Raw genomic sequence first — 24203 nt, 5'->3', positions numbered from 1 at the left:
AAAATTAGAATAAATTAATATTGCTCCTATTATAAAATAGCGCTCTTTTTTCACAGATTTGCTTATTATTTACAAACATTAAAACCCAGTTATGACCCGTTCATTTACACCCCTTTTGCAAAGCTTTGTATTTGCTACAATTTTGTTTTTAAGTCCTCTGTTTTTAAATGCACAAAGTGGCATTTATGAAAGTTATGCGGTACTCAATTTAAATGGTGCCGGCAATACCTATTACGACATGCAGGCCGTAACCGGAAACCCTGACCTCAATGGTGCAAATCTGGGCTCCTTTGTTATTGGGCAAACTTTAGTTGTGGCAGGTGGAGAAAATAAAACCTTTAAATGTTCTCCCTGTAATATCACCAACGGAACCTTGAATTACCGTGTATGGACAGGCACTCCTTCAGGTTCTTTTACAGGAGTAAATCTTCCATTTAATGCAAACCTTGGAACCGGTTGTGGTGGAAACGATCAGCGCTGGTCAACCACGGGTAATACTACAAATATATTAAGCGGACTACCCGCAGGAAATTATACACTTGAAATTTATTCTACTGCCGACTACGATGGTTGTGGCAGCGGAACACATTATTCCAGTAATGGCGGTGCTAATTATGCAGCAACTTTTACTGTTACCTGTCCTACAATAACAGTAACTCCCATAGTTACCGATGCAACATGTGCAGGCGGCGGAGCAAATGGTGCAATTGATATTTCTGTAAGTGGTGGAACTCCCTTAACGGCTCCGGTAACTCAGAATTATACGCAGAATTTTAATACGCTCGCATCTGCAGGAGCTACAAATGTTTGGACTGATAATTCAACTTTAACTAATTGGTATTCGAATAGAACAGTTTATATAGCAAGTACTGGAACCAGCACTACCGGAGGACTTTATAGTTTTGGAACTCTTGCAGCAGACAGGGCGATAGGCTCAGTGGGTTCAAGTGGTAGCGGAACTATTTATTATGGAATTAAAATCACTAATAATATGGCGGAAACCGCAACTTCAGTTTCAGTTAGTTACACTGGTGAACAATGGAGAAATGGCGGAAATGCTACTGCTCATAAACTTGATTTTACCTATCAAAAAAATGCGGCAAGTATCACAGCCGGAACATGGGTAGACGTAAACACGCTTGATTTTACAGGACCAATTGCAACAGCATCAGCGGCAGCACTTGACGGTAATGCAATTGCAAATCGCACAGCACTTTCAAACACTATAACGGTATCTATTTTACCAGGTGAAACAATCTGGTTGCGTTGGATGGATGTGGATGATTCAGGAAATGATCATGGATTAGGGGTTGATGATCTTTCCGTAACATTAAACGGAACCACAAGTTATTACCTCTACTCCTGGACAAACGGAGCATCAACACAAGATATTTCGGGTTTAATTGCGGATGCTTATAATGTGGTTGTCACCGATGCAAATGGCTGCACAGGAACATCCAATAATTTTGTAAGTATCACCGGACAAAGTACTTTTTATGCTGATACAGATGGCGATCTTTATGGAGATGCAATGACTACAGAATCTGCATGTTCTGCTTCTGCAGGATTTGTGGCAGATAATACTGATTGTGATGATTCTAATGGTGCAATTAATCCGGGTGCAACAGAAATTTGTAATGGAATTGATGATGATTGTGATGGACTCGGAGATTATGATGACGGAATTATTTTCCTTGATTATTATGCAGATCTTGATGGTGATGGTTACGGAAGCGGAGCAGCATTTGGATTCTGTTCAGATCCGGGTGGAACTTACGTTTTATTGAATGGTGATTGTGATGATGATAATATCGCAGTTAATCCGGCAGCGACAGAAATATGTAATGGAATTGATGATGATTGTGATGGACTTGGTGATTATGATGACGGAATAATATTCCTCGATTATTATGCAGATCTTGATGGTGATGGTTACGGAACGGGAGCCGCATTTGGATTCTGTTCAGATCCGGGTGGAACATACGTTTTATTGACTGGTGATTGTGATGATGATAATATTGCAGTTAATCCAGCAGCGACAGAAATATGTAATGGAATTGATGATGATTGTGATGGACTTGGTGATTATGATGACGGAATAATATTCCTCGATTATTATGCAGATCTTGATGGTGATGGTTACGGAATGGGAGCCGCATTTGGATTCTGTTCAGATCCGGGTGGAACTTATGTTTTATTGACAGGTGATTGTGATGATGCAGATATGAATGTTAATCCGGGTGAAACAGAAATATGTAATGGAATAGATGATGATTGTGTTGGTGGATCTGATGATGGTTTAACTTTCCTCGATTATTATAATGATTTTGATGGTGATGGATATGGTAGCGGTGCTGCCGCAGGATTTTGTTCTGATCCGGGTGGAACTTATGTATTGGTAACCGGCGATTGTGATGATGCGGATATGAATGTTAATCCGGGTGAAACAGAAATTTGTAATGGAATAGATGATGATTGTGTTGGTGGATCTGATGATGGTTTAACTTTCCTCGATTATTATAATGATTTTGATGGTGATGGTTACGGAAGCGGAGCAGCATTTGGATTCTGTTCAGATCCGGGTGGAACTTATGTTTTATTGACTGGTGATTGTGATGATGATAATACCGCAGTTAATCCTGCAGCGACAGAAATATGTAATGGAATTGATGATGATTGTGATGGTCTTGGTGATTATGATGATGGAATTATTTTCCTCGATTATTATGCAGATCTTGATGGTGATGGATATGGAAGCGGAGCAGCATTTGGATTCTGTTCAGATCCGGGTGGAACTTATGTTTTATTGACCGGTGATTGTGATGATGATAATATCGCAGTTAATCCTGCAGCGACAGAAATATGTAATGGAATTGATGATGATTGTGATGGTCTTGGTGATTATGATGATGGAATTATTTTCCTTGATTATTATACAGATCTTGATGGTGATGGATACGGAAGCGGAGCAGCATTTGGATTCTGTTCAGATCCAGGTGGAACTTATGTCTTGTTAACAGGTGATTGTAATGATGGAGACAATTCCATTTATCCAGATGCAACTGAAGTTTGTAATTTTATAGATGATGATTGTGATGGAACTGCAGATGACGGAATCACATATTTAATATATTATACCGATGCAGATCTCGATACTTATGGAGCTGGTTTAGGTGCTAATTATTGTTCTGATCCGGGTGCAGGTTTCTCTTTAAACAATTTGGATTGTGAGGATGGTGATGCTTCATTAAATCCGGGTGAAATTGATCTTTGTAATGGTATTGATAACGATTGTGATGGTTTAATAGATAACGACGCAATTTTTACAACATATTATTATGATGGCGATGGTGATAGTTATGGAAATTCTCTTGATTTAGGTACAACATTCTGTACAACTCCTGGAGTTGAATATGTATTAAATAATACAGATTGTGATGATGCAAATTCTGCAATTAATCCTGGCGCATCAGAAATTTGTAATGCAATTGATGATGATTGTAACGGAACACCTGATGATGGATTATTATTCACTACTTATTATGCAGATATAGATTCTGATACTTATGGAGATGCATTTAATAGCACTTCCACTTGTGATGGAGCTCCGTCAGGTTATGTTACAGATAATACTGATTGTGATGATGTTCAAAGTACCGTTAATCCTGGAGCTACCGAAATTTGTGATGGTTTAGACAACGATTGCGACGGCGATTATGACGAAGGCACTGTTACAGCTACTGTGTCACCGTCAGGAACTGTTCAGGCATGTAAAGGTGAACCTGAAATTTTAACTGCAAATGCAGGTATTGGGTATACCTATCAATGGTTTAAAAATGGAAATTTGATAATAGGCGCAACTTCAATGAGTTATAGTGTAACAAAACCTGCAAATTATCAAGTACAGGTAAATATTCCTGAGGGATGTTTTGCTTTGTCGGAAGCAACTTTTGTTGCCGTGGGTGCAGCGCCAAATGCTAATATTTCTGCGCCAAATGGTACCAGTTTATGTGCAGTTGTTAAATTGAAAATCAATTATAATGCAGCAAATTCTTACCAATGGTATAAAGATGATGCATTAATTCCAGGTGCAACAAACTATTTATATTTTGCTACTACACCTGGTGATTATTTTTGTGTTGTAACTAATATTTCGAATGGTTGCGAAAGAACTTCTGCAACATTAACTGTTTCCGCTTGTAAAGAAGGTGAAATAGTGGATGAGGCAAAAGAAGAAATGGATGTATATCCTAACCCTGCCATGAGTGAATTTACTGTTGAATTAGCAATAAATTCTTTAGAAAATGTTGCAACAATTCAATTGTTTAACATCATGGGTGAATTAATTTACAATACAAACAGCACTGTTAAAAACGGACTTATTGCAGAGCATATCGCTTTGGAAAATACTGTTCCCGGTGGTTTGTATATTGTAAAAGTTTTAGTAGGAAATAAAGAATACACTAAACAACTTGTTGTTCAGAAATAAATTAAATTGACCAAACAAAATCCTTCCTGTAAATGCGGGGAGGATTTTTTTATTTTTTAATTTTGATTAACCATACATCCATCTGATCCAATAATAAAATCCGCTTATGAAAACATATTTCCTTTCATTACTGTTTTTATCTAATGCATTTTTTTTAAGTGCGCAAACAAATTTACTTACCCAGGGTTTTGAGAGTTTACCCTTTCCTCCAACAGGTTGGTCGAATGCAAGAATTACAGGTCCTTCACTTCCGGGAAATTGGGCGCGTTATGGAAATGGAATTGCTCCATCACAAACTCCACATACAGGAAGTTTTCAGATAAGATTTAACTCCCATAATTTTGGTGCAGGTACTTCCGGCGATATGCGTACTTCCGTTTTGGATTTTACTACCGCTGGTACCTATACTGCAAGTTTCTGGATGTATCGCGATGGTTATGCCGCAAACGATAAACTGGAGGTTTTTGTAAATACCGCTCAAACATCAATAGGAGGTACCTTACTGGGAACAATAAACAGAGATCGAAATCAATCTCCGGTTGTTGCAACCAATGGATGGTATCAATATACTTTTTCTATTCCTCCTGCATTTAATACTGCCACTAATTATATAATATTTAAAGGAACTTCCGCATTCGGGAACGATCTTTATGTGGATGATATTTCTATCGACAGATCAGAACCTGCAACCCCCGGATGTATATTAACTTTTTCTCCGGCAAATGGAACAACAGGAACATGTTTAAATCAAACACTTTCGTGGGATATAGTTGCACTTGCTTCCGGGTATAAAATGACCATTGGTAACAATAGTCCCGATTATAATAATGTTGGAAATAATATTGATCTCGGTGTTGCCTTAACTTATTCCTCTTTATTAAATCCTTCTACCACTTATGGTTGGAAAATTTCTCCTTATAATGGATTTGGAGAAGCAGCGGGTTGTGCTATAAATACTTTTACCACCGGAACATCTGCCTGTTATTGCACACCATTTTATTTAGATGGTTCATGCGGAACAGAAGATTTTATTGACGATTTTTCCACTACCGCGGGATTAACGAATATTACAAATATGAATACCGGATGTTCACCAAATCCGAATAATTACACCTATTTTTCTGCGCAAACAATTACCGCATCACAGGGTGCTAATTTTAATATAAGCATGCAATCGGGCCCGGATTATGCAGAGGGTTTTGGAGTTTGGATAGATTGGAATATTGATGGTGATTTTGATGATGCAGGAGAATTTGTTTTTAATTCGGGTGTAGCAACAACTGCCATTGTAAATGGAATTATAACTGTACCTCTATCTGCAACTCCTGGAATTAGCAGAATGCGAGTGCGATGTGCATATAATTATGTTCCCCTTGCAGGAAATGCCTGTACAACTTTTAATGAAGGGGAAACGGAAGATTATAATATTCAGATAAATGAATGTGGAACAACTGTTATTTATTATGCTGATGCAGATGGTGACACCTTTGGAAACGATTTAATTACTATATCACAATGTATTGATGTTCCTGCTCCGGTTGGTTATGTATTAAATAATACCGATTGTAACGATGGTAATGCAGCAATTAAACCCGGCGCCATAGAAATTTGTAATTCAATAGATGATAATTGTAATGTAACTATTGATGAAGGTGTGGTTTCGGCAACAATTACTCCCGGCGGACCAACTTCATTTTGTAAGGGTACAAATGTTGTATTATCTGCAAATGCAGGCGTTGGATATACCTATCAGTGGACAAAAAATGGAAATAATATTGGCGGCGCTACTTCCATAAATTATACTGCAACACAAACCGGAAATTATGCGGTTAAAGTAACTGTAACCGGTGGTTGTTTTACAACATCTGCAACAACTGTTGTTACCGTAAATCCCACGCCGACTGCAACAATTACCACACCTGACGGAACGGATCTTTGTGGTCATGTAAATGTGCGATTAAAAGCAAATAATGGTGCAGGTCTCACTTATCAATGGTATAAAGGTGCAACAGCAATTGGGGGAGCAACGGCACTTACCTATTTTGCAACAACAACAGGAAATTATAAGGTAAAAGTTACCAATGCAACGGGTTGTTCAAAAACATCTGCGGCCACATCAATTGTAAAAACTTGTCGGGAAGAGTTAATGATCAATAATGAAGAATTCAATATTTATCCAAACCCAACTGCAAATAACTTTACAATTGAATTAAATACAACAACAAAAGAATCGGTTGCAACAATTCAATTATTTAATATGGTGGGAGAAGAAATTTATTTTGAGAATGTTTCCCTAATTAATGGATCATTAAATGAAAATATTTCACTGCAAAATAATATCCCTTCAGGATTATATGTTGTAAAAGTATTAATTGGCAATAACGAATTCACAAAACAATTGGTTATTCAACAATAAAATTTATTTCTATCAAAAAAATCCCTCTTTTTTGCAAACAGAGGGATTTTTTTTGTTTTATGCAGGCAAATTCAAATTTTTGATTTTATAATATGTTCTGCTTTTTTATATAAAAAATTACGGATAGTTTTGACTTAGGAGTACAAAAGCATCATTTTATTCTTGCTTGATGGCAACCTCCGGCCTTTTGGATCCGTCAATATAAAGAGGGAGGAAGTTCGAATAAATGGCTATTTTCCCCTACCTTTGTTGCCTAATAAACACTAAATCATGAAAATTTTTTCCTCCCCATTACATTTGTTAAGCCTTTTATTCTGCTTGACATTTTTTATCCAGACAAATACGGTTAAAGCTCAGGACACATTGTTATCAGAGGGTTTTGACGATTTTGCGATCATGCCTCCTGTTGGCTGGACTAATATTAAGGTAGCCGGTACAGGTTTACCGGGTTTGTTTACAAGAGTTACTACAGGTGGTGGTCCTATTCAGGAACCACATACTGATCCTGCGGAAATAAAATTTAATTCCTTTTATTTTGCAGCCGGAACAGCGTGTGATCTTAGCACCTCCGTTTTGAATTTCACTGTTACAGGTTCTTATACCGTAAGTTTCTGGATGTATCGCGACCCGGGATTTGGGTCCGATAAATTGGAAGTTTATGTAAATACCACAAATGCTTCGGCAGGTGGAACTTTGTTGGGCACAATTAACAGAAAAATGACCGCAACGCCTTCCGAAACTTCTGAAGGTTGGTATAATTATACTTTTACAATTCCTTCTACTTATAACACGGCATCCAACTATATTATTTTTAAAGCCATTTCAGGTTTTGGATTTAATATCTATATGGATGATATTTCTGTTCAAAGAAATGTGGTTACAAGTCCGGGTTGTTTAACTTCTTTTTCTCCTCCGGAAGCAGCAATAGGTATTTGCAGAAATATGGAAATTACCTGGGACATAGTTCCATATGCAACCGGATATAAGATCACCATGGGATCAAATGCTCCGAATTATAATAATATTGCAAGTAATGTTGACCTCGGCACTGCACTTTCTTATGCAGCTTTATTGAGTCCGAATACTTTATATAAATGGAAAGTGCGACCATATAATGCAACAGGAATAACTTCTTGTATTCTTAATTCATTTACTACTGGTGCAAATGTTTGTTATGCAGAAGCATTATATATAGAACCAAGTTGTGAAACTTTTGATTTTATCGATGATTTTTCCACCAGTGGAGCTGTTTCTAATATTTCGAATTTAAATACAAGTTGTTCGGCAAATCCCGGAAATTATACTTATTTCTCCGGACTCACGGCAGTTGCAAATCTAAGTTCAACATTTAATATCAGTTTGCAATCGGGAGTGGATTATGAACAAGGATATGGCATTTGGGTGGATTGGAATATTGATGGAGATTTTAACGATGCAGGTGAATTTGCTTTTCAATCAACAACACCAACAACAGTTATAGTAAATGGAACTATCACAGTTCCGGGTACTGCTACAATAGGAACAACAAGAATGCGTGTAAGAAGTTTATATAATGCACTTCCACTTGCAGGTGAATCAACTGCATTATATAATGAAGGGGAAGCGGAGGATTATAATCTTTCAGTTACCAATTGCACTCCTGTTACATATTATCAGGATGCGGATGGTGATGGATATGGAAATATCGCGATTACTACTACAAGTTGTTTGGGAGTTCCTCCGGGATATTCGGCAAATAGTACTGATTGCAATGATCTATTAGCCTCCATTAATCCGGGCGCAACAGAATTATGCAATGGAATTGATGAAAATTGTAATGTTACGATAGATGAAGGTGCGGCAACTGCTACAATTACTCCAGCAGGTGCAACTACTGTTTGCAAGGGAACAAACCTGATATTAAATGCAAATACGGGTGCCGGATATACTTATCAATGGAAAAGAAATGGCGCGACTTTGGCAGGTGGCACTGGTGCAACTTATAATGTCACAAAATCAGGGAATTATACTGTAACTATTACAGTTCCTGGTGGATGTAATGCAACTTCTGCAATTACTTCATGCACCGTTAACTCAAATCCCAATGCCACCATTTCCACCCCTGATGGAACGGATCTTTGCGGATTGCCAAATGTTGATCTGGTTGCAAATGCCGGAGCAGGTTTTACTTATCTCTGGATAAAAGATGGAGCTACCATTCCGGGTGAAACAAATCAAACCTTGGTTGTGGCCCTTCCTGGTGCTTATCGTGTAAAGGTATTTAATGCAGCGGGTTGTTCTAAAACATCCGCAATTAAAACGATAATAAAAAGTTGTAAAGAAGGAGAATTAAATTCCGATGCACAACTTGATATTTATCCGAACCCTGCTAAAGATCAGTTCAATATTGTATTTACGTCAGAAAATATCGGACAATCTAATGTGCAACTTACCATAACAGATTTATTAGGTAATATTATTATCACTAAAAATGTTGCCCTAGCAAATAATAATTATTCAGATGTTATTTCAACGGTAAATTTTGCATCAGGAGTTTATATGATCAAAATTGCAACAGGAGAAATTCAAATGGTAAAACAATTGGTCATCAATAAATAAAAAAAAGATTTTTGTAAAAGCCTTGCATTTTGCGAGGCTTTTTTTATTTGGGGATATCCGTTTTTAATGAGTATAGTAAATGAAAATGCACTGAATTCCACTATTGTATTAAAAGCTGACGATGGAGGTGTTACCTGGAGGTAGATTTATAAAATCACTAGTAAATCATAAACAATGATCAGGTGATTATACTGTTGAAATGGAACTTGAATATTTTAATAATACATCCTTTTTTTGTGTGTTGAATTTTGATAGATTTAGTATCACTAAAAAAGTTTTAATGGTTCGATAAATATTTATCGTTTACATGTTCATCTCATGATGACGTGGAATACTTTCATTTAGCACATTAAATTTAAAGGGAAGAAGTTTTAGGATGGTATAATCACTTTTCCCTTCTTCAATTTTAATATGTTGATTTACCATTACATTTTTTATTGTTTGCGTAATTCCTGTTTGCGGCCAATAGATCTCAATTCTATCTATTTGGGTAGCTTTGCCTAATCCTATTTCTGCCCTTAAATTATTCGCTCCAAAACTTGCCCCGGTTGTAACCCAATCATAAATATCGCGTTTGATCCCATTTTGATCAACTACAATTTTAATGCGTGCACCAATTGCAATTTTGTTGGAAGTGGTTCCTTCAAGGTCTAGAGAAATAAAATTATTATTCCAAGTGCCTGGATTTTCATATAGGCAATCCTGAAAACCATCTCCTTCATAAGCGCCACCCATTTGGGCAAAAATTTCGGGGTATCCATCGTGGTTGAGATCGGCAAACGAAATTCCATGTCCTTTTTGTAAATGACCCATTCCGGAAGAGGTGGTACAATCCTGAAATCCTTTACCTTCATTATTATGAAATAAACGATTCGGAATTAAACTGCGGAAAGATGGTTTACCCGTACCTGCGTAAAAATCTATCCAACCATCCATATCAAAATCTCCATAACTGCAACCCATTACTAAAAATGTTCTGTCGAGACCATTTTCTTTTGCCTTATTGCTAAAGGTTCCGTTTTTGTTGTTGATATACAAAGCGGATAATTCGCTGCTGCGCGGTAGTTTTAAATATTCTGCTGCGATATCATTGTCGGCAGCATTAGGATCGTAACTGAAATTTAATATATCGAGCCATCCATCATTATTATAATCGAAGAACATACAGGAAAAACTTTGTATGGGGCCTTTAATTCCTGCTTTTAAACTAACATCAATAAATTTTAATTCGTTGCTGCCCTTTTTTGTTTCATTTTGATATAAATGATTTTCTGCGCCGTTCACTGAAACATAAATATCGGCATCACCATCGTTGTCGTAATCTCCGGAGCTTACTCCTTTTACAAATGCATTTATATCAATGCCTGCTTCATGTGCTACATTGGTAAATTTACCTTTGTTATTAATAAATAATTCGCAGTCATTTATTTTATCTCCTCCGTTTCTGTTTGCTTCGTTTCCGATAAAAACATCAAGCCAGCCATCGTTGTTAAAATCGGCCCATGTTGCAGTTTGTGTGGGGTGACAACTGAAAATTCCAGCCTCTACGGTTACATCTGTAAAAGTATCATCTCCGTTATTTTTTAAGAGCGCATTTGGTAAAATTCCAAATTCTGCAAACCATGCTCCGCGTAAAATAAAAACATCCAAAAGGCCATCATTATTATAATCAGTTTGCATCATCATTAACCCTCCGGGATATTTATTTAATCCCGCTTTTTCACTTACATCTTCAAAACTGCCATCTCCTTTATTGATGAGATAATGCACTTGTTCATTTAATCCCCATCCTCCCTGAAAAATATCTGTATATCCATCATTATTAAAATCTTCCATAATTATGGAACCACACATATCTGCATAATCAACACCAAGGTTGCCGGCTATATTATTAAATCGCGGAGTTTCAAATTCGGTTTTAAATGATTCGGGGGGAATTAAATAAGCAGCGGGAACCTTATCAGGATATTCTCCTATTTGCATATAGGCAATATTTAATAACCAACGCGAGCTCAGATCTGCTGCATAATTATCGAGAATTCTGGTATACACTTCAATAGCCTTTTTCGCGCCCCACTCATCTTTGTGTTGGGCCATCTCTGATAAGGGCCATATGCAGGATTGTGCATTGTGGTCTGCAATACAATTTTTTAATTCACCGAAACGCAAGTAGGTAATTCCTGTTGCCAGACTCCATTTATAAAGATCTTTATCCTCAAGATTTTTAAAATCGGATGTGTTCTCATAAGCGTCAATCAATTTAATTGCCTCCTCCACTCTCCCCGAATTCATAAATTGATTGCACAACATAAAATTATACATGAATTTTTCTTTAGGGTCTGTAGGTACAGGTTTTGTAAGCAAGTCGTTTGCAATTGCATTATTCATGAATTTGCATTGCGGACAATTTATTTTTTGATAAACTTTATTCAGGTATTCTATCATTGCGGCATTTCCACCTGTTCCGGTATATGGTAAAGGTTCGGGATGCACTTTACTTACAGTCCGCATTTTATAATCATTTTTTTCTCTCACCAGAGAAAAAATTTGTTTCTTAAATGTAAAACCAAGTATCACGACTGCAATTAATAAAACACAGCCAATCATCAATCCATATTTAGTTCTCTTTATCATGGGGTAACTTTTTGTTTCAATAAAACAGGAGAGTTAGTCCTGGTGCTAAAAGTATTGAATAAAAACCTAAAGATTTGTAAAAAAAAGGTAAAGCCATGTTCTGATTTCTAATTTTTTACGCCAATCAACGCCTGCAATTACCACTTTTATTTTTTTATTGTATTTTTGATTTCTTAAACCACAAATATGAAAAAATATATATTGGCTTTACTGCTGGTTTCCACTACAATTACAGCAACCTATGCTCAGGATGGTCAGGGCAGCCAAAGTGTTGTTCTGTGCGAAAAATATGATGAATTTGGAACCGCATCGGGTGTTTATGGGTCGTGGAATGTTGATTTGGCCGGGGGATATGTCTACATTGTTTATAAACAGATCTATGCTATCAATGCCAGTTCCATGTATTTACAGATAGACAAAAAATCGGCATATAGTGAGGAATATCTCGCCGAAAAAACACTTACGCTTTATCCGGAGTCTGGAAAAAACTGGGTGATGTACGACTGTTTTTTCAGTGCCGCAGGAAAATATAAAATAACGGTTATGATGGATGGCAAAGTTGCCGCAACTACCTACACGGAAATTTTTGTTGTGGATGCCGATTCCATCGCATTGGCAAATGGCGATACTACCATAACTACCTTTTATTATGAAGATTCATACATATACTTCTGCGAGAACGTAACTGAAGGTGCTATGGTTGGAGAAGCTGAAGACTTCCCATTGGGACCAAATGGTTCAGTAACAGTTACCATTTATGTAACTTGCGATAAACCATTTAAAACCGATCTGTTTTATATTGATGTGTTTGAGGATATAGGTGATGATTTTATAGATTTGGATTCTTATAATATCACCGTAGAACCCGATTGGGATTATGCATTTGTAAAACAAACCTTTACTAAAAAAGGCACCTATGTTGTAGATATTTACACTGCAGATGATATTTATGTGAACACTGGAGAAGTGGTGATTTATTGAGGCGTGAGGCGAGAGTCGTGAATCGTGAATCCGTGGGGTTGACGGTTTGGTCAGGAGTCATTAGTCAGGAGGAAAAACGTTCGGCTTTCGAGTAACTTACTCACCACTCCCTATTCACTACTCACCCATTGTCAAGAGTCATTAGTCAGGAGTAAAAACATCCGGCTCACGATAAGTAAACTCATTACTCATTACTCATAACTCATTACTCATCCCCCCGGATTCACGCTTCCCGCCTCCTGCCTTTTCAGCGCAAATCCCAACACGATAAGCACAATTCCCACTCCTCCTAAAACTATATGTAAAAAATAAATTGTTTGGATCAATAATATTTGAATTAATATCCATCCTGTAAGAATAGCACCTTGAAAAATTACAAACCAATTATGATTTTTCAAATTAAATGCCAGGGTTATCAAAGTGAAAATACTAAACAAACCATTTGCGATAAATAAAACAAGCCCCGGTATAAAATAATTATTAAACATTGTTCCTTCTATCCAATCCGGAGAGAGTTGGATACTGCTGCCATCGGGATAGATCATCAGATTAATTCCGCCATAAATTGCTCCAATTCCATTGAAAAGTAATAATAAACCAATTAATAATTTATAAAACATTTTCATAAAATCCGGTTGAATGATAATAGTATTTTTTAATTACAAATAAACAGTGATGCATTGTAAAAATGCATCACTGTAAGAATAATTAAAAACTATACTTTTTCTGCATTTTCCTTTTTGGATTCTTTGGTTTTATCCAAGTATGTTTCCATCAGGTCAGGTAGTTTTTCAAAAACTGAACTTAATCCCTTTGATGATTTTGTGGAGATAAACTGGATATCATTTCCCTTTGTTACTAAAAATCCCACAGGACCCAGGCCCATTCCGGCACCGCCACCGGCACCTGTTCCTTCGCCTTCGCCCGAATTTTTAGCGCTTCCTTTTCCTTCCCCACCACCACCGCCAAATCCAAGTCCTATCGACATTACAGGAACACAGGTAAATTCACCTAATTGAAATTGTGCACCAATAATGGTTTCGGTTTTTGCTTCTGTTTTTAAAAACTCGGTCATTTTGCCGAGCATGTCATTAAAGTTTGTCATTTTATTTGTTTTTAATGGTTAATAATTATTTTTTTATAAAGGCCCATAAAATACGGGCAATATTGTTTTCAATTTTTAATATTATAATGTTTTCTCCCACAAAATTTATCCCTATCTGTCTTCCGCTGATATTTTGTGCCAATAAACAAATTGGATACATTATTCCATTTACTTGCATATTATCTGTATCCACTGAGATCAAAAATTTTCGAATTCGAAAACTTTTTAATATCCCTGCCATCTTTTTAAAGGATAATTTTTTCCTGCTTTTATTTCTGTGTTTGGTTTGGATAATTTGTTCCGGTTTTTTGGTTGTCGGTTCTAATAAATTGATTTCTTTCCTCCACCAGGCAAACTTAATTTTTATAAAAATTGTCTCTTGTTCCAAAGCTAAATTGGCAGAAATTATACGATGAAACCGAATGCTGTATAAACCTTTATTACTGTCAATTTCCAAAACAAATGGAGCAAAAAGCAAATACGACAAAATCAATAAAACAATCAATATTAATATCAGCCACCACATATTAATTTTTAATACAAAATTGATCCGAAATTGGATAAGGTATTATGACTTTTGGTAGGAAGTTAATTGATAAAAGTCAGGGTCAGGGGGCAGGAGTCAATGGTCAGGGGTCAATGGTCAGGAGTAACAAAAATCCGGCTTTCGAGGATCAAACTCATTACTCCCGTCCGACCGGGTCATCCGGGCGGGCATCACTCATTACTCATTTTCGTGAATCGTCAATCGTGAGGCGTGAGTCCGTACAGCTAACATTGGAGCTTTGGATTTTGACTTAAAACTTTTTTCCGGTTGGAGCATTCTCACCACTCACCAATTGTCAAGAGTCATTAGTCAGAAATAAAAAAATCCGGTTTAGAAGGATCAAACTCCCTACTCCCTACTCACCACTCACCCATTGTCAGGAGTCATTAGCCAAGAGTAAAAACATTCGGCTATCGAGAATTTTACTCACGCCTCACGCTTCACGCCTCACGATTGTCAGGAGTCATAAGTCAGTAGTAAAAACATCCGGCTATCGATAGGTAAACTCATTCCTCCCGTCCGACCGGGTCATCCGGGCGGGCATTCCTCATTCCTCATTCCCGCCAGGAACCATTTTTCGAACCTAAACGTTTAACTTTAATTGCTCTTATCTTTGTAATGTAATATGTCGGACAAGTTTATATATCGCAAAAAATTAAAACCAAAATGGATGATACTATTTTCCATTTTTGTTGCAGTTTTTTCTTTTGGAGGAAATGCCGGCAGTTTAGCGATACCATTAAATTCATCTACCCAAACCGAATGGGTTAATAATATTAAACCTGTAGGTGTTAAAAAAAGTCTGAAGATTCATCAGAATATTGGTCCTTATTTTTACAAAAATCACTTGAATTGTGATAATTCATTTTCATTTAATATAGTAAAAGAATTCAACAACTCTTTGAATGTGCAATATGATGTTATAACAGAGGTGTTAAATTCTTTTAGTGTTAATTCTTCTCAAATACCTTTAAAGGTAATTCCTATTTTTTCCAAGGAAAATGATAATGCTTCTTTTATTGGATAGTGATCGCATTTGCGATAATCCGCTTTTTGATTTTAGGTAAATTATTTTATTCATTTAACAGAAGGTATTATCAATTTTTTATGAAAATATTCAAACGGATATTTAATTTGATCTCGTTGGTCTTTATAATTCTCCTTGCTTCTATTGGGGTGGGAATTGCCGGAGGTATTCCTCCGTCCATGGGAAACAGAAAAATGCAGGATAGGTCAGATATTAAGATCGAATTATTTGAAGAGAAAGCTAAAGAGCAGGAAATGGAAATGTTGGATGTCAACGGATAATGTATCGTATCTGACAGGAGAAATATATAGGCAGATTTATTTAATTTTTAACAAAGGTTCCGTTAAAGTTGTAACGTGAATTTGTAATATTTATAAAATAGACTCCCGCAGGAAATGCCACCTACCGATCCAGTTATCTATCGATTTTATGAAATAAATATGATCTACGGCAAAACCATGCGCGCGATCATCCATGAAAAATTCGGTGAAGGAATCATGAGTGCGATCGACTACAACATGAACATCGAAAAAATTCCTAATGCCAATGGCGACAGAATTCGCGTTACTATGGAAGGAAAATTCTTACAATATAAAAAGTGGTAGGGGCAGGATGTAGGACATAGGACACGGGACACGGGACTGAACATAGGACATTGGAAGGGACTTAGGAAAACGACGTAGGAAATAGGAAGTAGGAAATATGACCTAGGAAAATAAACGTTGGGATTTTGCAAATTTCTTAATTCGGAGCAAGTGAGGCTCTCGCTCTGAGCGAGGGTCTCACTAATGGCATAAACCAAAATTTTCGCAAGAAATTTAAACTCCTTTCTCCTCTCTCCTTACTCCTTTTTTTGACATAGGAAAACAAACGGTGGGATTTTATAAAATTTCGGAACGAGTGAGGCTCTCGCTCTGAGCGAGGGTCTCACTATGGCAAAACCATTTTTCTTTTTGGTGGTTTTTTGTTAGAAGGGGGGGTTTTTTTTCTCGGGGCGGGGCCCGAGCGGGCTAAACCAAAAATTTCGCAAGAAATTTAAACTCCTTTCTCCTTTCTCCTCTCTCCTTTTATAAACCAGAAGGCGAACTTAAGAATCCAAAGCTTCTAAATAATCGTTAACCCGGCTGTTCAAATTCTCAATTATCAATTGTCAATTGTCAATTCTTCCCCCTACGCTTCAAAGCTCGTTCCGCAACCACAGGTTTTTGTTGCATTCGGGTTGTTGAAGGAGAAACCCCGGTTGTTTAATCCGGTAACAAAATCTATTTCCATTCCGGCTAAATACATTCCGTGCGTTTTTTCCATAATAATGGAGATATCTCCTATCATATATAAATTGTCGTTCTCCTTTTGTGTGTCAAATCCCAATATATAAGATAAGCCGCTGCATCCTCCGCCCTTTACGCCAACACGAAGTCCGTATTCGGCCGGAATATTTTTTTCAATGATAATATTTTTGATCTCCTTTACTGCATTCTCTGTTAAACTGATCGGCGATTCTATTAAGACTTCCATAGTTTTCTAATTTGGATACAAAAATAATAAACAATAGAGTTTAACGAAAGTTTCCTAAAACTATCGCAATTGCTAAAATTCTTGGCAATTTGTTGCTTAGATCCAATTTTATGAAATTAGCCTGTTACATTTCTAACTATTTAGAAATGAATGTTTTACAGATTTGAGTGCCATGTTACAAACAATTTAGAACTAATGATTGCATTTCAAAAAGGTGAAAAACCCTACCGATATGACTATTCAAACAATTAAAAACGTAAAAAACATATTTTGTTGTGACTTCGTAACGAATTGATTTTCAGCCACTAAATTTTTCGATTTCATTTTTAATATTAATCTTCGCTCCCTCCCTACCATCGACACGACTAACAATTTTTTTTTAACTAAAAACCACACATTATGAGAAAATTCAATTTACTCAGTGTTTTAATTGCCTTTGTGTGTTGTATCGGCTCGCTAAAGGCGCAGTTGTACAATTACACAAACAACATCTCCGGAATACCTGCCTCAGTTGCAGCTAATGTCTCCGGATCCAATTTAACAAGGGTTAACGGAACAGTTTTGGCAACCGGTTGCGCGGATGGATTCAATTCCTCCTCCAATGCAACAAACCCTCTCTTTAATTTAGGAATGCCAAACGTGGAATTTACTTTAACCCCAGATGCAGGTTATCAATTGGATGTTACTGCAGTCACAGTTGATGGTCGCCACAATAACAAAGGACCTACACAATGGCGTCTGGCTTATTCAACAGACGGTGGAACAACATGGAATAATAACGGTGCTGATCTTGCCGTAACCGCAGTTCCATGTGCAACTTCTACTGCAATTTCATGGGATATGCCCGATTTCTCCTCTTACAATTCTGTAATGGTGAGAATTTATGCATATTCAGCTCAGAGTGCCGGTGCCGGAGTTGGAACTATTAAAAATGTAGTTCTTTCGGGTTCAGTTTCATTTGCAGATGTTGACGGCGACGGATACACTTCAGATGCAGACTGCAACGATTTTGATGCTGCTATCAATCCTGGCATGTCGGAAACCTGCAACGGAATTGACGACAATTGCGATGGTAACATCGATGAAGGCGTTTTAACTACTTATTATGCTGATACAGATGGTGATACTTATGGTGATGCATCCAATTCTACCATGGCTTGTTCTATGCCTGAAGGATATGTCACTGATAATACCGATTGCAACGATTCTGATGCAGCGGTTAATCCGGGTGCAACCGAAGTTTGTAACGGAGTTGACGATAATTGCGATGGCAATATCGACGAAGGCGTGCAAACCACATTTTATGCGGATGCGGATGGCGATGGCTATGGAGACGCAAGTTCTTCATTGTCAGCTTGTTCTGCACCTGAGGGATACGTAACTGATAATACTGATTGTAATGATGGGGATGCAGCTGTAAATCCCGGAGCAACAGAAGTTTGTAACGGAATTGACGATAATTGCGATGGCAATATTGATGAAGATCTGACCTTTGATACTTGGTATGCCGATGCCGATGGCGACGGTTATGGTGATGCAGTAATGTCTGCAACTACCTGCGATGGTGCACCGGAAGGTTATGTTGCAGATAATACCGATTGTAATGATGGTGATGCAGCCGTTAATCCGGGTGCAACTGAAGTTTGTAACGGTATTGATGATAATTGCGATGGTAACACCGATGAAGGTGTTGAAACCACATTCTATGCCGATGCTGATGGCGACGGTTATGGAGATGCAGGTTCTACCACCTCAGCTTGTTCCGCTCCGGAAGGATATGTTGCTGACAACTCCGATTGTAATGACGGTGATGCAGCAGTTAATCCGGGTGCAACGGAAGTTTGCAACGGAATTGACGACAATTGCGATGGCAATATTGATGAAGACTTGACTTTTGATACCTGGTATGCCGATGCCGATGGTGACGGTTATGGTGATGCAGCAATGTCTGCAACTACCTGCGACGGTGCACCGGAAGGTTTCGTTGCCGATAATACTGATTGTAATGATGCTGACGCAGTCGTAAATCCGGGTGCAACAGAAGTTTGTAACGGTATTGATGATAATTGCGATGGTAACACCGATGAAGGGGTTGAAACTACATTCTATGCCGATGCTGATGGCGACGGATATGGTGATGCAGGTTCTACAACTTCTGCCTGTTCAGCACCTGAAGGTTATGTTGCTGACAACACTGATTGTAATGATGCAGATGCAGCGGTTAATCCGGGTGCAACTGAAGTGTGTAATGGAGTAGACGATAATTGCGATGGCAATATCGATGAAGGCGTTGAAACTACATTCTATGCCGACGCAGATGGCGACGGTTATGGAGATGCAGGTTCTTCAGTATCAGCTTGTTCAGCTCCTGAAGGATATGTAACGGATAATACCGATTGTAATGATGCAGATGCATCTGTAAACCCTGGTGCAACAGAAGTTTGCAACGGAGTTGATGATAATTGCGATGGCAATATCGACGAAGGAGTGGAAACTACATTCTATGCCGATGCTGATGGCGACGGATATGGTGATGCAGGTTCTACAACTTCTGCATGTTCACCACCGGAAGGTTATGTAACTGATAATACTGATTGTAATGATGCTGATGCAGCGGTTAATCCGGGTGCAACAGAAGTTTGTAACGGAGTTGACGATAATTGCGATGGCAATATCGACGAAGGAGTGGAAACTACATTCTACGCTGACGCTGATGGCGATGGTTATGGAGATGCAGGTTCAACAACTTCTGCATGTTCAGCACCGGAAGGTTACGTAGCTGACAATACCGATTGTAACGACGGTGATGCATCTGTAAACCCTGGTGCAACAGAAGTTTGTAACGGAGTTGACGATAATTGCGATGGCAATATCGATGAAGGAGTGGAAACTACATTCTATGCCGACGCGGATGGCGACGGTTATGGAGATGCAGGTTCCTCAGTTTCAGCATGTTCTGCACCTGAAGGATATGTTGGGGACAATACTGATTGCAATGATGCAGATGCGGCAGTTAATCCTGGAATGACAGAAGTTTGTAACGGCGTTGATGATAATTGCGATGGCAATATCGACGAAGGTGTAACAACTACTTCCTATAATGATGCAGATCTTGATGGTTTTGGAGATGCTGGTATGTCAAATACCGGATGTACAATTCCTGAAGGATATATTTTAGATAATACCGATTGTAATGATGCATCAGCATCAATTTACCCGGGAGCTATTGAAGTTTGTGGTAATGGTATAGATGATGATTGCGATGGAGCAATTGATGTATTCTCTACTATTGCAGCGCTTGGATCTACAACTATTTGCAGTGGTCAAAGTGTAACAATGGAAAGTACTGCGGCAGGCTCCGGATATGGCTATCAGTGGAAAAGGAATGGTTCGATAATAGCGGGAGCAACATCAGCTAGTTATGCCGCAACACTTGCCGGAAATTATACACTATATATTTATAAGCCATATTGTTATAATGAATCTGCTTCCATTATAGTTTCAGTGTTACCGGTGCCTTCAGCAGTAGTTGCTGCACCTGATGGACTTGATATCTGTGCTTTACCTTCACTTAAGCTAAAAGCGAATGTTGGTGCAGGTCTTACTTACCAATGGTATATGGATGGCAATGCAATTGGCGGAGCAACTTCAAGCATTTATTTTGCAACAGCTGTAGGTGATTATTATGTAGTGGTTACCAATGCAAGTGGTTGCAGTACACAATCTGCAACTGTAACTGTGTTCTCTGGCTGTCGTTTTGGAGAAGAGGCAGCACAAGCTAAAATGCAGGTTAATCCAAATCCTTCCAACGGTAATATTACCATAGTTGGAACTTTTGGAACCAGTGTTTCTAATGAAGCTACTATCACAGTAATGAATATTGCAGGTGAAAGAGTTGCCGAATTTGGTACCACAATAATTAATGGTGTAATAAATGAAACCATCAGCATTCCAAATGTTGCGGGTGTTTATATGATTACGGTAGTTGTTGACGGAAATCGTTTAACAACCCAGGCTATTATTACCGAATAAGAATTTAATTCAAAATAAAACAGTAAAGCCGCCTTATGGGTGGCTTTGCTGTTTTAATATCTTCCTCGACACCTTATTGAAGACCATAACCAAACTCTCTAAGGTGACCTTATTATAGACAAAATCTGTAAACTACCCCTCCAAATCCGCCGCGGCGGATGACATTATCACCCATCTCACAACAACGATGTTGCAGTGGATTTTGACATATTTACAAAAAGACGTGCGAAAGAATTTTAGTAATATTATCATCCTCCCATAAAATTTTTACTCCACCTTCCACCTTCCATCATTTCTTTTGGCAATTAACCAAACTTCTCTAAACCCTTTCGCCCTCGGTTTTTCAAGCACCTTGCAATTTTATAGACAACTTCACGTTTAAGGTAATTACTTCCTTTTTGAAAATAAAAAAGAAATTTTTCGTTTAAACTTGGATTTAATATTCTTAATTTTAATTTTGCAACCCTCCCAAAAAAGTAACAATGGATTTAATTTGGCAAATTACCGGATACATCATCCCCGCATTGGTGGTGTTTTTTACTACTTATGCAGTATTAAGAGCCTTCCTCGACCGCGAGAAACAGATGCGTTTAATGGAATATCGTCAGGCGCATCTTAGGGAAGCCCTACCTGTCAGGTTGCAGGCATACGAAAGGCTTACACTTTTTTTAGAGCGTATATCCCTCAATAATTTATTGCCCAGAGTGCGCAAGCAGGAAATGAATGTTGCAGAATTCAGAACTGCACTCATCAATAATATTCGAATGGAATACGAACATAATTTGAGTCAGCAGGTATATGTTTCGGCAGATGCCTGGGCTATGATAAGAGCATCGAAGGAGGAAACCATAAGTGTAATAAACAGAAATGCTATGGATTTGCCTCCGGAATTGCCGGGAATTGAGTTGCATAAAAAAATTATTGCAGAATTGGCAGATAGTGAAGATGATGCCATTACAATGAAGGTTTTACTGCAATTAAAGAAGGAAGTTATGTTATTATACGGAAAATAAAACCTCAGATTCCCTTAAAATGGAATTTTTGATCACACATTTAACCTATTAAAAAATCATTATTGTGAAAATATACACTTCTGCTCACGGTTACTTTACTATTTCTGCGGGGCGGATGTCATCACGTAATGTTATATTCAACTTTTGTAAACGCAACATTATCCTATTGTTATGTTGTTGTTTAAGCCTTTCTTCCTGCAGTTATTATTATTCAGATACCGGTTATGAAGCCAAACAATTACGGGTTTCGGAAAATGCCCAAAGTGATTCGGCGGTACTTTCTATTATTCAACCTTATAAATCTGCCCTCGATGGAGAGATGAATTTGATAGTGGGAGAAATGGGGGTAGAACTAAAAAGAGCAAAACCGGAATCAACATTAGGAAATTTTATATGTGACGTAATTTTAAAAGAGGGACAATTATATGCTGATGAACAAATTGATTTTGCCGTATATAATTATGGAGGAATAAGACAGGAATTTATAAATGCGGGTCCGATAACAAAAGGCAAAATTTTCGAATTATTGCCCTTTGAAAATTTCGGAGCAATAGTTACCTTAGATGGAAATAGCACAGCAAAACTTATTCAAAAAATAATTGATGAGGGAGGTTGGCCCGTTTCCGGAATTAAGATCACTGTAAAAAATAATGTTGCCGAAAATGTATTAATAAATAATGTTCCTTTCGACACAAATAAAAATTACACTGTTATCATGAATGATTATATGGCGAACGGAGGTGATAAAATGGATTTTTTATTTGGACAAAAAATTAATATTCTTGGCATCACCATTCGCGATATGGTATTAAATTATATTTCAAGAGAGAATGGAGAGGGAAGAAAATTGTATGCAAAAATAGAAGGCAGAATTACATATGCAGAATAGAAGAACATTTATAAAAAAGTTAGCAACCGGATCGGCACTCTTAGGTATGGGTGCTATTCCTTTGCAATCTTTTGCTTTAAGCAGTGGTGTTCAGAAACTGGTGATACTACACTCCAACGACGTGCACAGCCGTGTGGACGCATTCCCCGACGATGATAAAAAATTTCCGGGAATGGGAGGCATGGCGCAGAAAGCAGCTTTAATAAAAAAAATAAGAGCTGAGGAGGATAATGTTTTATTATTAGATGCAGGAGATATTTTTCAAGGCACACCTTATTTTAATTTTTATCATGGTGAATTGGAAATGCAATTAATGAGTGCAATGCAATATGATGCTGCAACAATGGGTAATCATGATTTTGATGCAGGCATCGATGGTTTTGAAAAACAATTAGCACATGCCGAATTTCCAATTATAGTTTCCAATTATGATTTTACGGATACTGTATTAAAAGATAAAATATTACAATATAAAATTATTCAAAAGAAAGATATTAAAGTTGGAATATTCGGATTGGGAATTGAGTTAACAGGATTAGTGCCAGAAAAATTATATGGCAATACCATTTATCAGGATCCTGTTTTGAAAGCAAATGAAATGGTTAAAAAATTAAGGGATGATGAAAAATGTGATTACATTATTTGTTTATCACATTTGGGATATCAATATAAAGACAGTAAAATTTCGGATGTTTTGCTCGCTCAAAAAACGGAGGGTATCGATCTGATCCTGGGAGGACATACACACACCTTTTTGGAAGCGCCTATAGTTTACAAAAATCTTGCCGATAAAGAGGTAATAATTAATCAGGTTGGTTGGGCAGGTGTATGGTTAGGTAGGTTGGATATTTTTTTTGAGAAAAAAAGAGCGAAAAAATGGCATTCTGGTAAACCTGTCATTGTTTCGAAAAAAACAAGTGAATAAAAATTTTTTTTACAATTTATTTTTTCACACCT

16 protein-coding genes are annotated in these 24203 nt (G+C 37.5%); 11 read left to right on the top strand and 5 right to left on the bottom strand.

What is annotated here, in order from left to right; genetic code table 11:
* Positions 1-91 precede the first annotated feature (91 nt).
* The 3 genes from IPI31_01855 to IPI31_01845 all read left to right on the top strand — a co-directional run bounded on the left by IPI31_01855 (position 92) and on the right by IPI31_01845 (position 9503).
* The gene (locus IPI31_01855; GenBank protein MBK7566545.1) at positions 92-4489 is read left to right on the top strand and encodes a T9SS type A sorting domain-containing protein; all 4398 of its coding nucleotides are present in this window, start codon (positions 92-94) and stop codon (positions 4487-4489) included.
* A gap of 106 nt (positions 4490-4595) precedes the next feature.
* Positions 4596-6905, top strand: a complete 2310-nt coding sequence (locus IPI31_01850) for a T9SS type A sorting domain-containing protein (GenBank protein MBK7566544.1) — start codon at positions 4596-4598, stop codon at positions 6903-6905.
* A 270-nt stretch (positions 6906-7175) separates the two neighbouring features.
* Positions 7176-9503, top strand: a complete 2328-nt coding sequence (locus tag IPI31_01845) for a T9SS type A sorting domain-containing protein (GenBank protein ID MBK7566543.1) — start codon at positions 7176-7178, stop codon at positions 9501-9503.
* 303 nt (positions 9504-9806) lie between these two features.
* Here the strand turns inward: IPI31_01845 and IPI31_01840 are convergent, their stop codons facing one another.
* Entirely contained in the window at positions 9807-12137 is a 2331-nt protein-coding gene (locus IPI31_01840) for a CRTAC1 family protein (protein MBK7566542.1), read from the bottom strand.
* Positions 12138-12323: 186 nt separating this feature from the next.
* Between IPI31_01840 and IPI31_01835 the strand changes: the two genes are divergently transcribed.
* A complete protein-coding gene (locus tag IPI31_01835) occupies positions 12324-13118 on the top strand; it encodes a hypothetical protein (protein ID MBK7566541.1) in 795 nt (264 codons plus the stop codon).
* 209 nt (positions 13119-13327) lie between these two features.
* Here IPI31_01835 and IPI31_01830 read toward each other — a convergent pair whose 3' ends face one another.
* The 3 genes from IPI31_01830 to IPI31_01820 form a co-directional block, all read right to left on the bottom strand.
* Positions 13328-13744, bottom strand: a complete 417-nt coding sequence (locus tag IPI31_01830) for a hypothetical protein (GenBank protein ID MBK7566540.1) — start codon at positions 13742-13744, stop codon at positions 13328-13330.
* An 89-nt stretch (positions 13745-13833) separates the two neighbouring features.
* Entirely contained in the window at positions 13834-14223 is a 390-nt protein-coding gene (locus IPI31_01825) for a GerW family sporulation protein (GenBank protein ID MBK7566539.1), read from the bottom strand.
* A gap of 25 nt (positions 14224-14248) precedes the next feature.
* Complete coding sequence (locus tag IPI31_01820) at positions 14249-14749, bottom strand: hypothetical protein (GenBank protein MBK7566538.1); 501 nt, start codon at positions 14747-14749, stop codon at positions 14249-14251.
* Positions 14750-15440: 691 nt separating this feature from the next.
* Between IPI31_01820 and IPI31_01815 the strand changes: the two genes are divergently transcribed.
* The 3 genes from IPI31_01815 (at position 15441) to IPI31_01805 (ending at position 16402) form a co-directional block, all read left to right on the top strand.
* Positions 15441-15797: a hypothetical protein gene (locus tag IPI31_01815; protein MBK7566537.1), complete on the top strand. Its 357-nt coding sequence runs from the start codon at positions 15441-15443 to the stop codon at positions 15795-15797.
* Between the two features lie 80 nt (positions 15798-15877).
* Positions 15878-16078 (top strand): hypothetical protein, encoded by a 201-nt coding sequence (locus IPI31_01810; protein ID MBK7566536.1) that lies wholly within the window; start codon positions 15878-15880, stop codon positions 16076-16078.
* 114 nt (positions 16079-16192) lie between these two features.
* Entirely contained in the window at positions 16193-16402 is a 210-nt protein-coding gene (locus tag IPI31_01805) for a hypothetical protein (protein MBK7566535.1), read from the top strand.
* 565 nt (positions 16403-16967) lie between these two features.
* On the opposite strand, the gene IPI31_01800 is transcribed toward IPI31_01805, so the two are convergent.
* Entirely contained in the window at positions 16968-17312 is a 345-nt protein-coding gene (locus IPI31_01800; protein ID MBK7566534.1) for an iron-sulfur cluster assembly accessory protein, read from the bottom strand.
* Positions 17313-17711: 399 nt separating this feature from the next.
* Here IPI31_01800 and IPI31_01795 point away from each other — a divergent pair, with 399 nt between their 5' ends.
* The 4 genes from IPI31_01795 (at position 17712) to IPI31_01780 (ending at position 24171) form a co-directional block, all read left to right on the top strand.
* Entirely contained in the window at positions 17712-21344 is a 3633-nt protein-coding gene (locus IPI31_01795) for a T9SS type A sorting domain-containing protein (protein MBK7566533.1), read from the top strand.
* A gap of 482 nt (positions 21345-21826) precedes the next feature.
* A complete protein-coding gene (locus IPI31_01790; protein ID MBK7566532.1) occupies positions 21827-22357 on the top strand; it encodes a hypothetical protein in 531 nt (176 codons plus the stop codon).
* Positions 22358-22421: 64 nt separating this feature from the next.
* Positions 22422-23246 (top strand): 5'-nucleotidase C-terminal domain-containing protein, encoded by an 825-nt coding sequence (locus IPI31_01785; protein ID MBK7566531.1) that lies wholly within the window; start codon positions 22422-22424, stop codon positions 23244-23246.
* On the top strand, positions 23236-24171 hold the full coding sequence (locus IPI31_01780; GenBank protein ID MBK7566530.1) for a metallophosphatase: 936 nt from the start codon (positions 23236-23238) through the stop codon (positions 24169-24171). The genes IPI31_01785 and IPI31_01780 overlap by 11 nt, the downstream gene beginning before the upstream one ends.
* The last annotated feature ends 32 nt before the right edge of the window (positions 24172-24203 follow it).

Source organism: Bacteroidota bacterium, from assembly GCA_016706865.1.
GTDB lineage: Bacteria > Bacteroidota > Bacteroidia > Chitinophagales > BACL12 > UBA7236.
The sequence above is the reverse complement of the archived record's forward strand: the minus strand, read 5'-3'. Positions and strand labels throughout refer to the sequence as shown.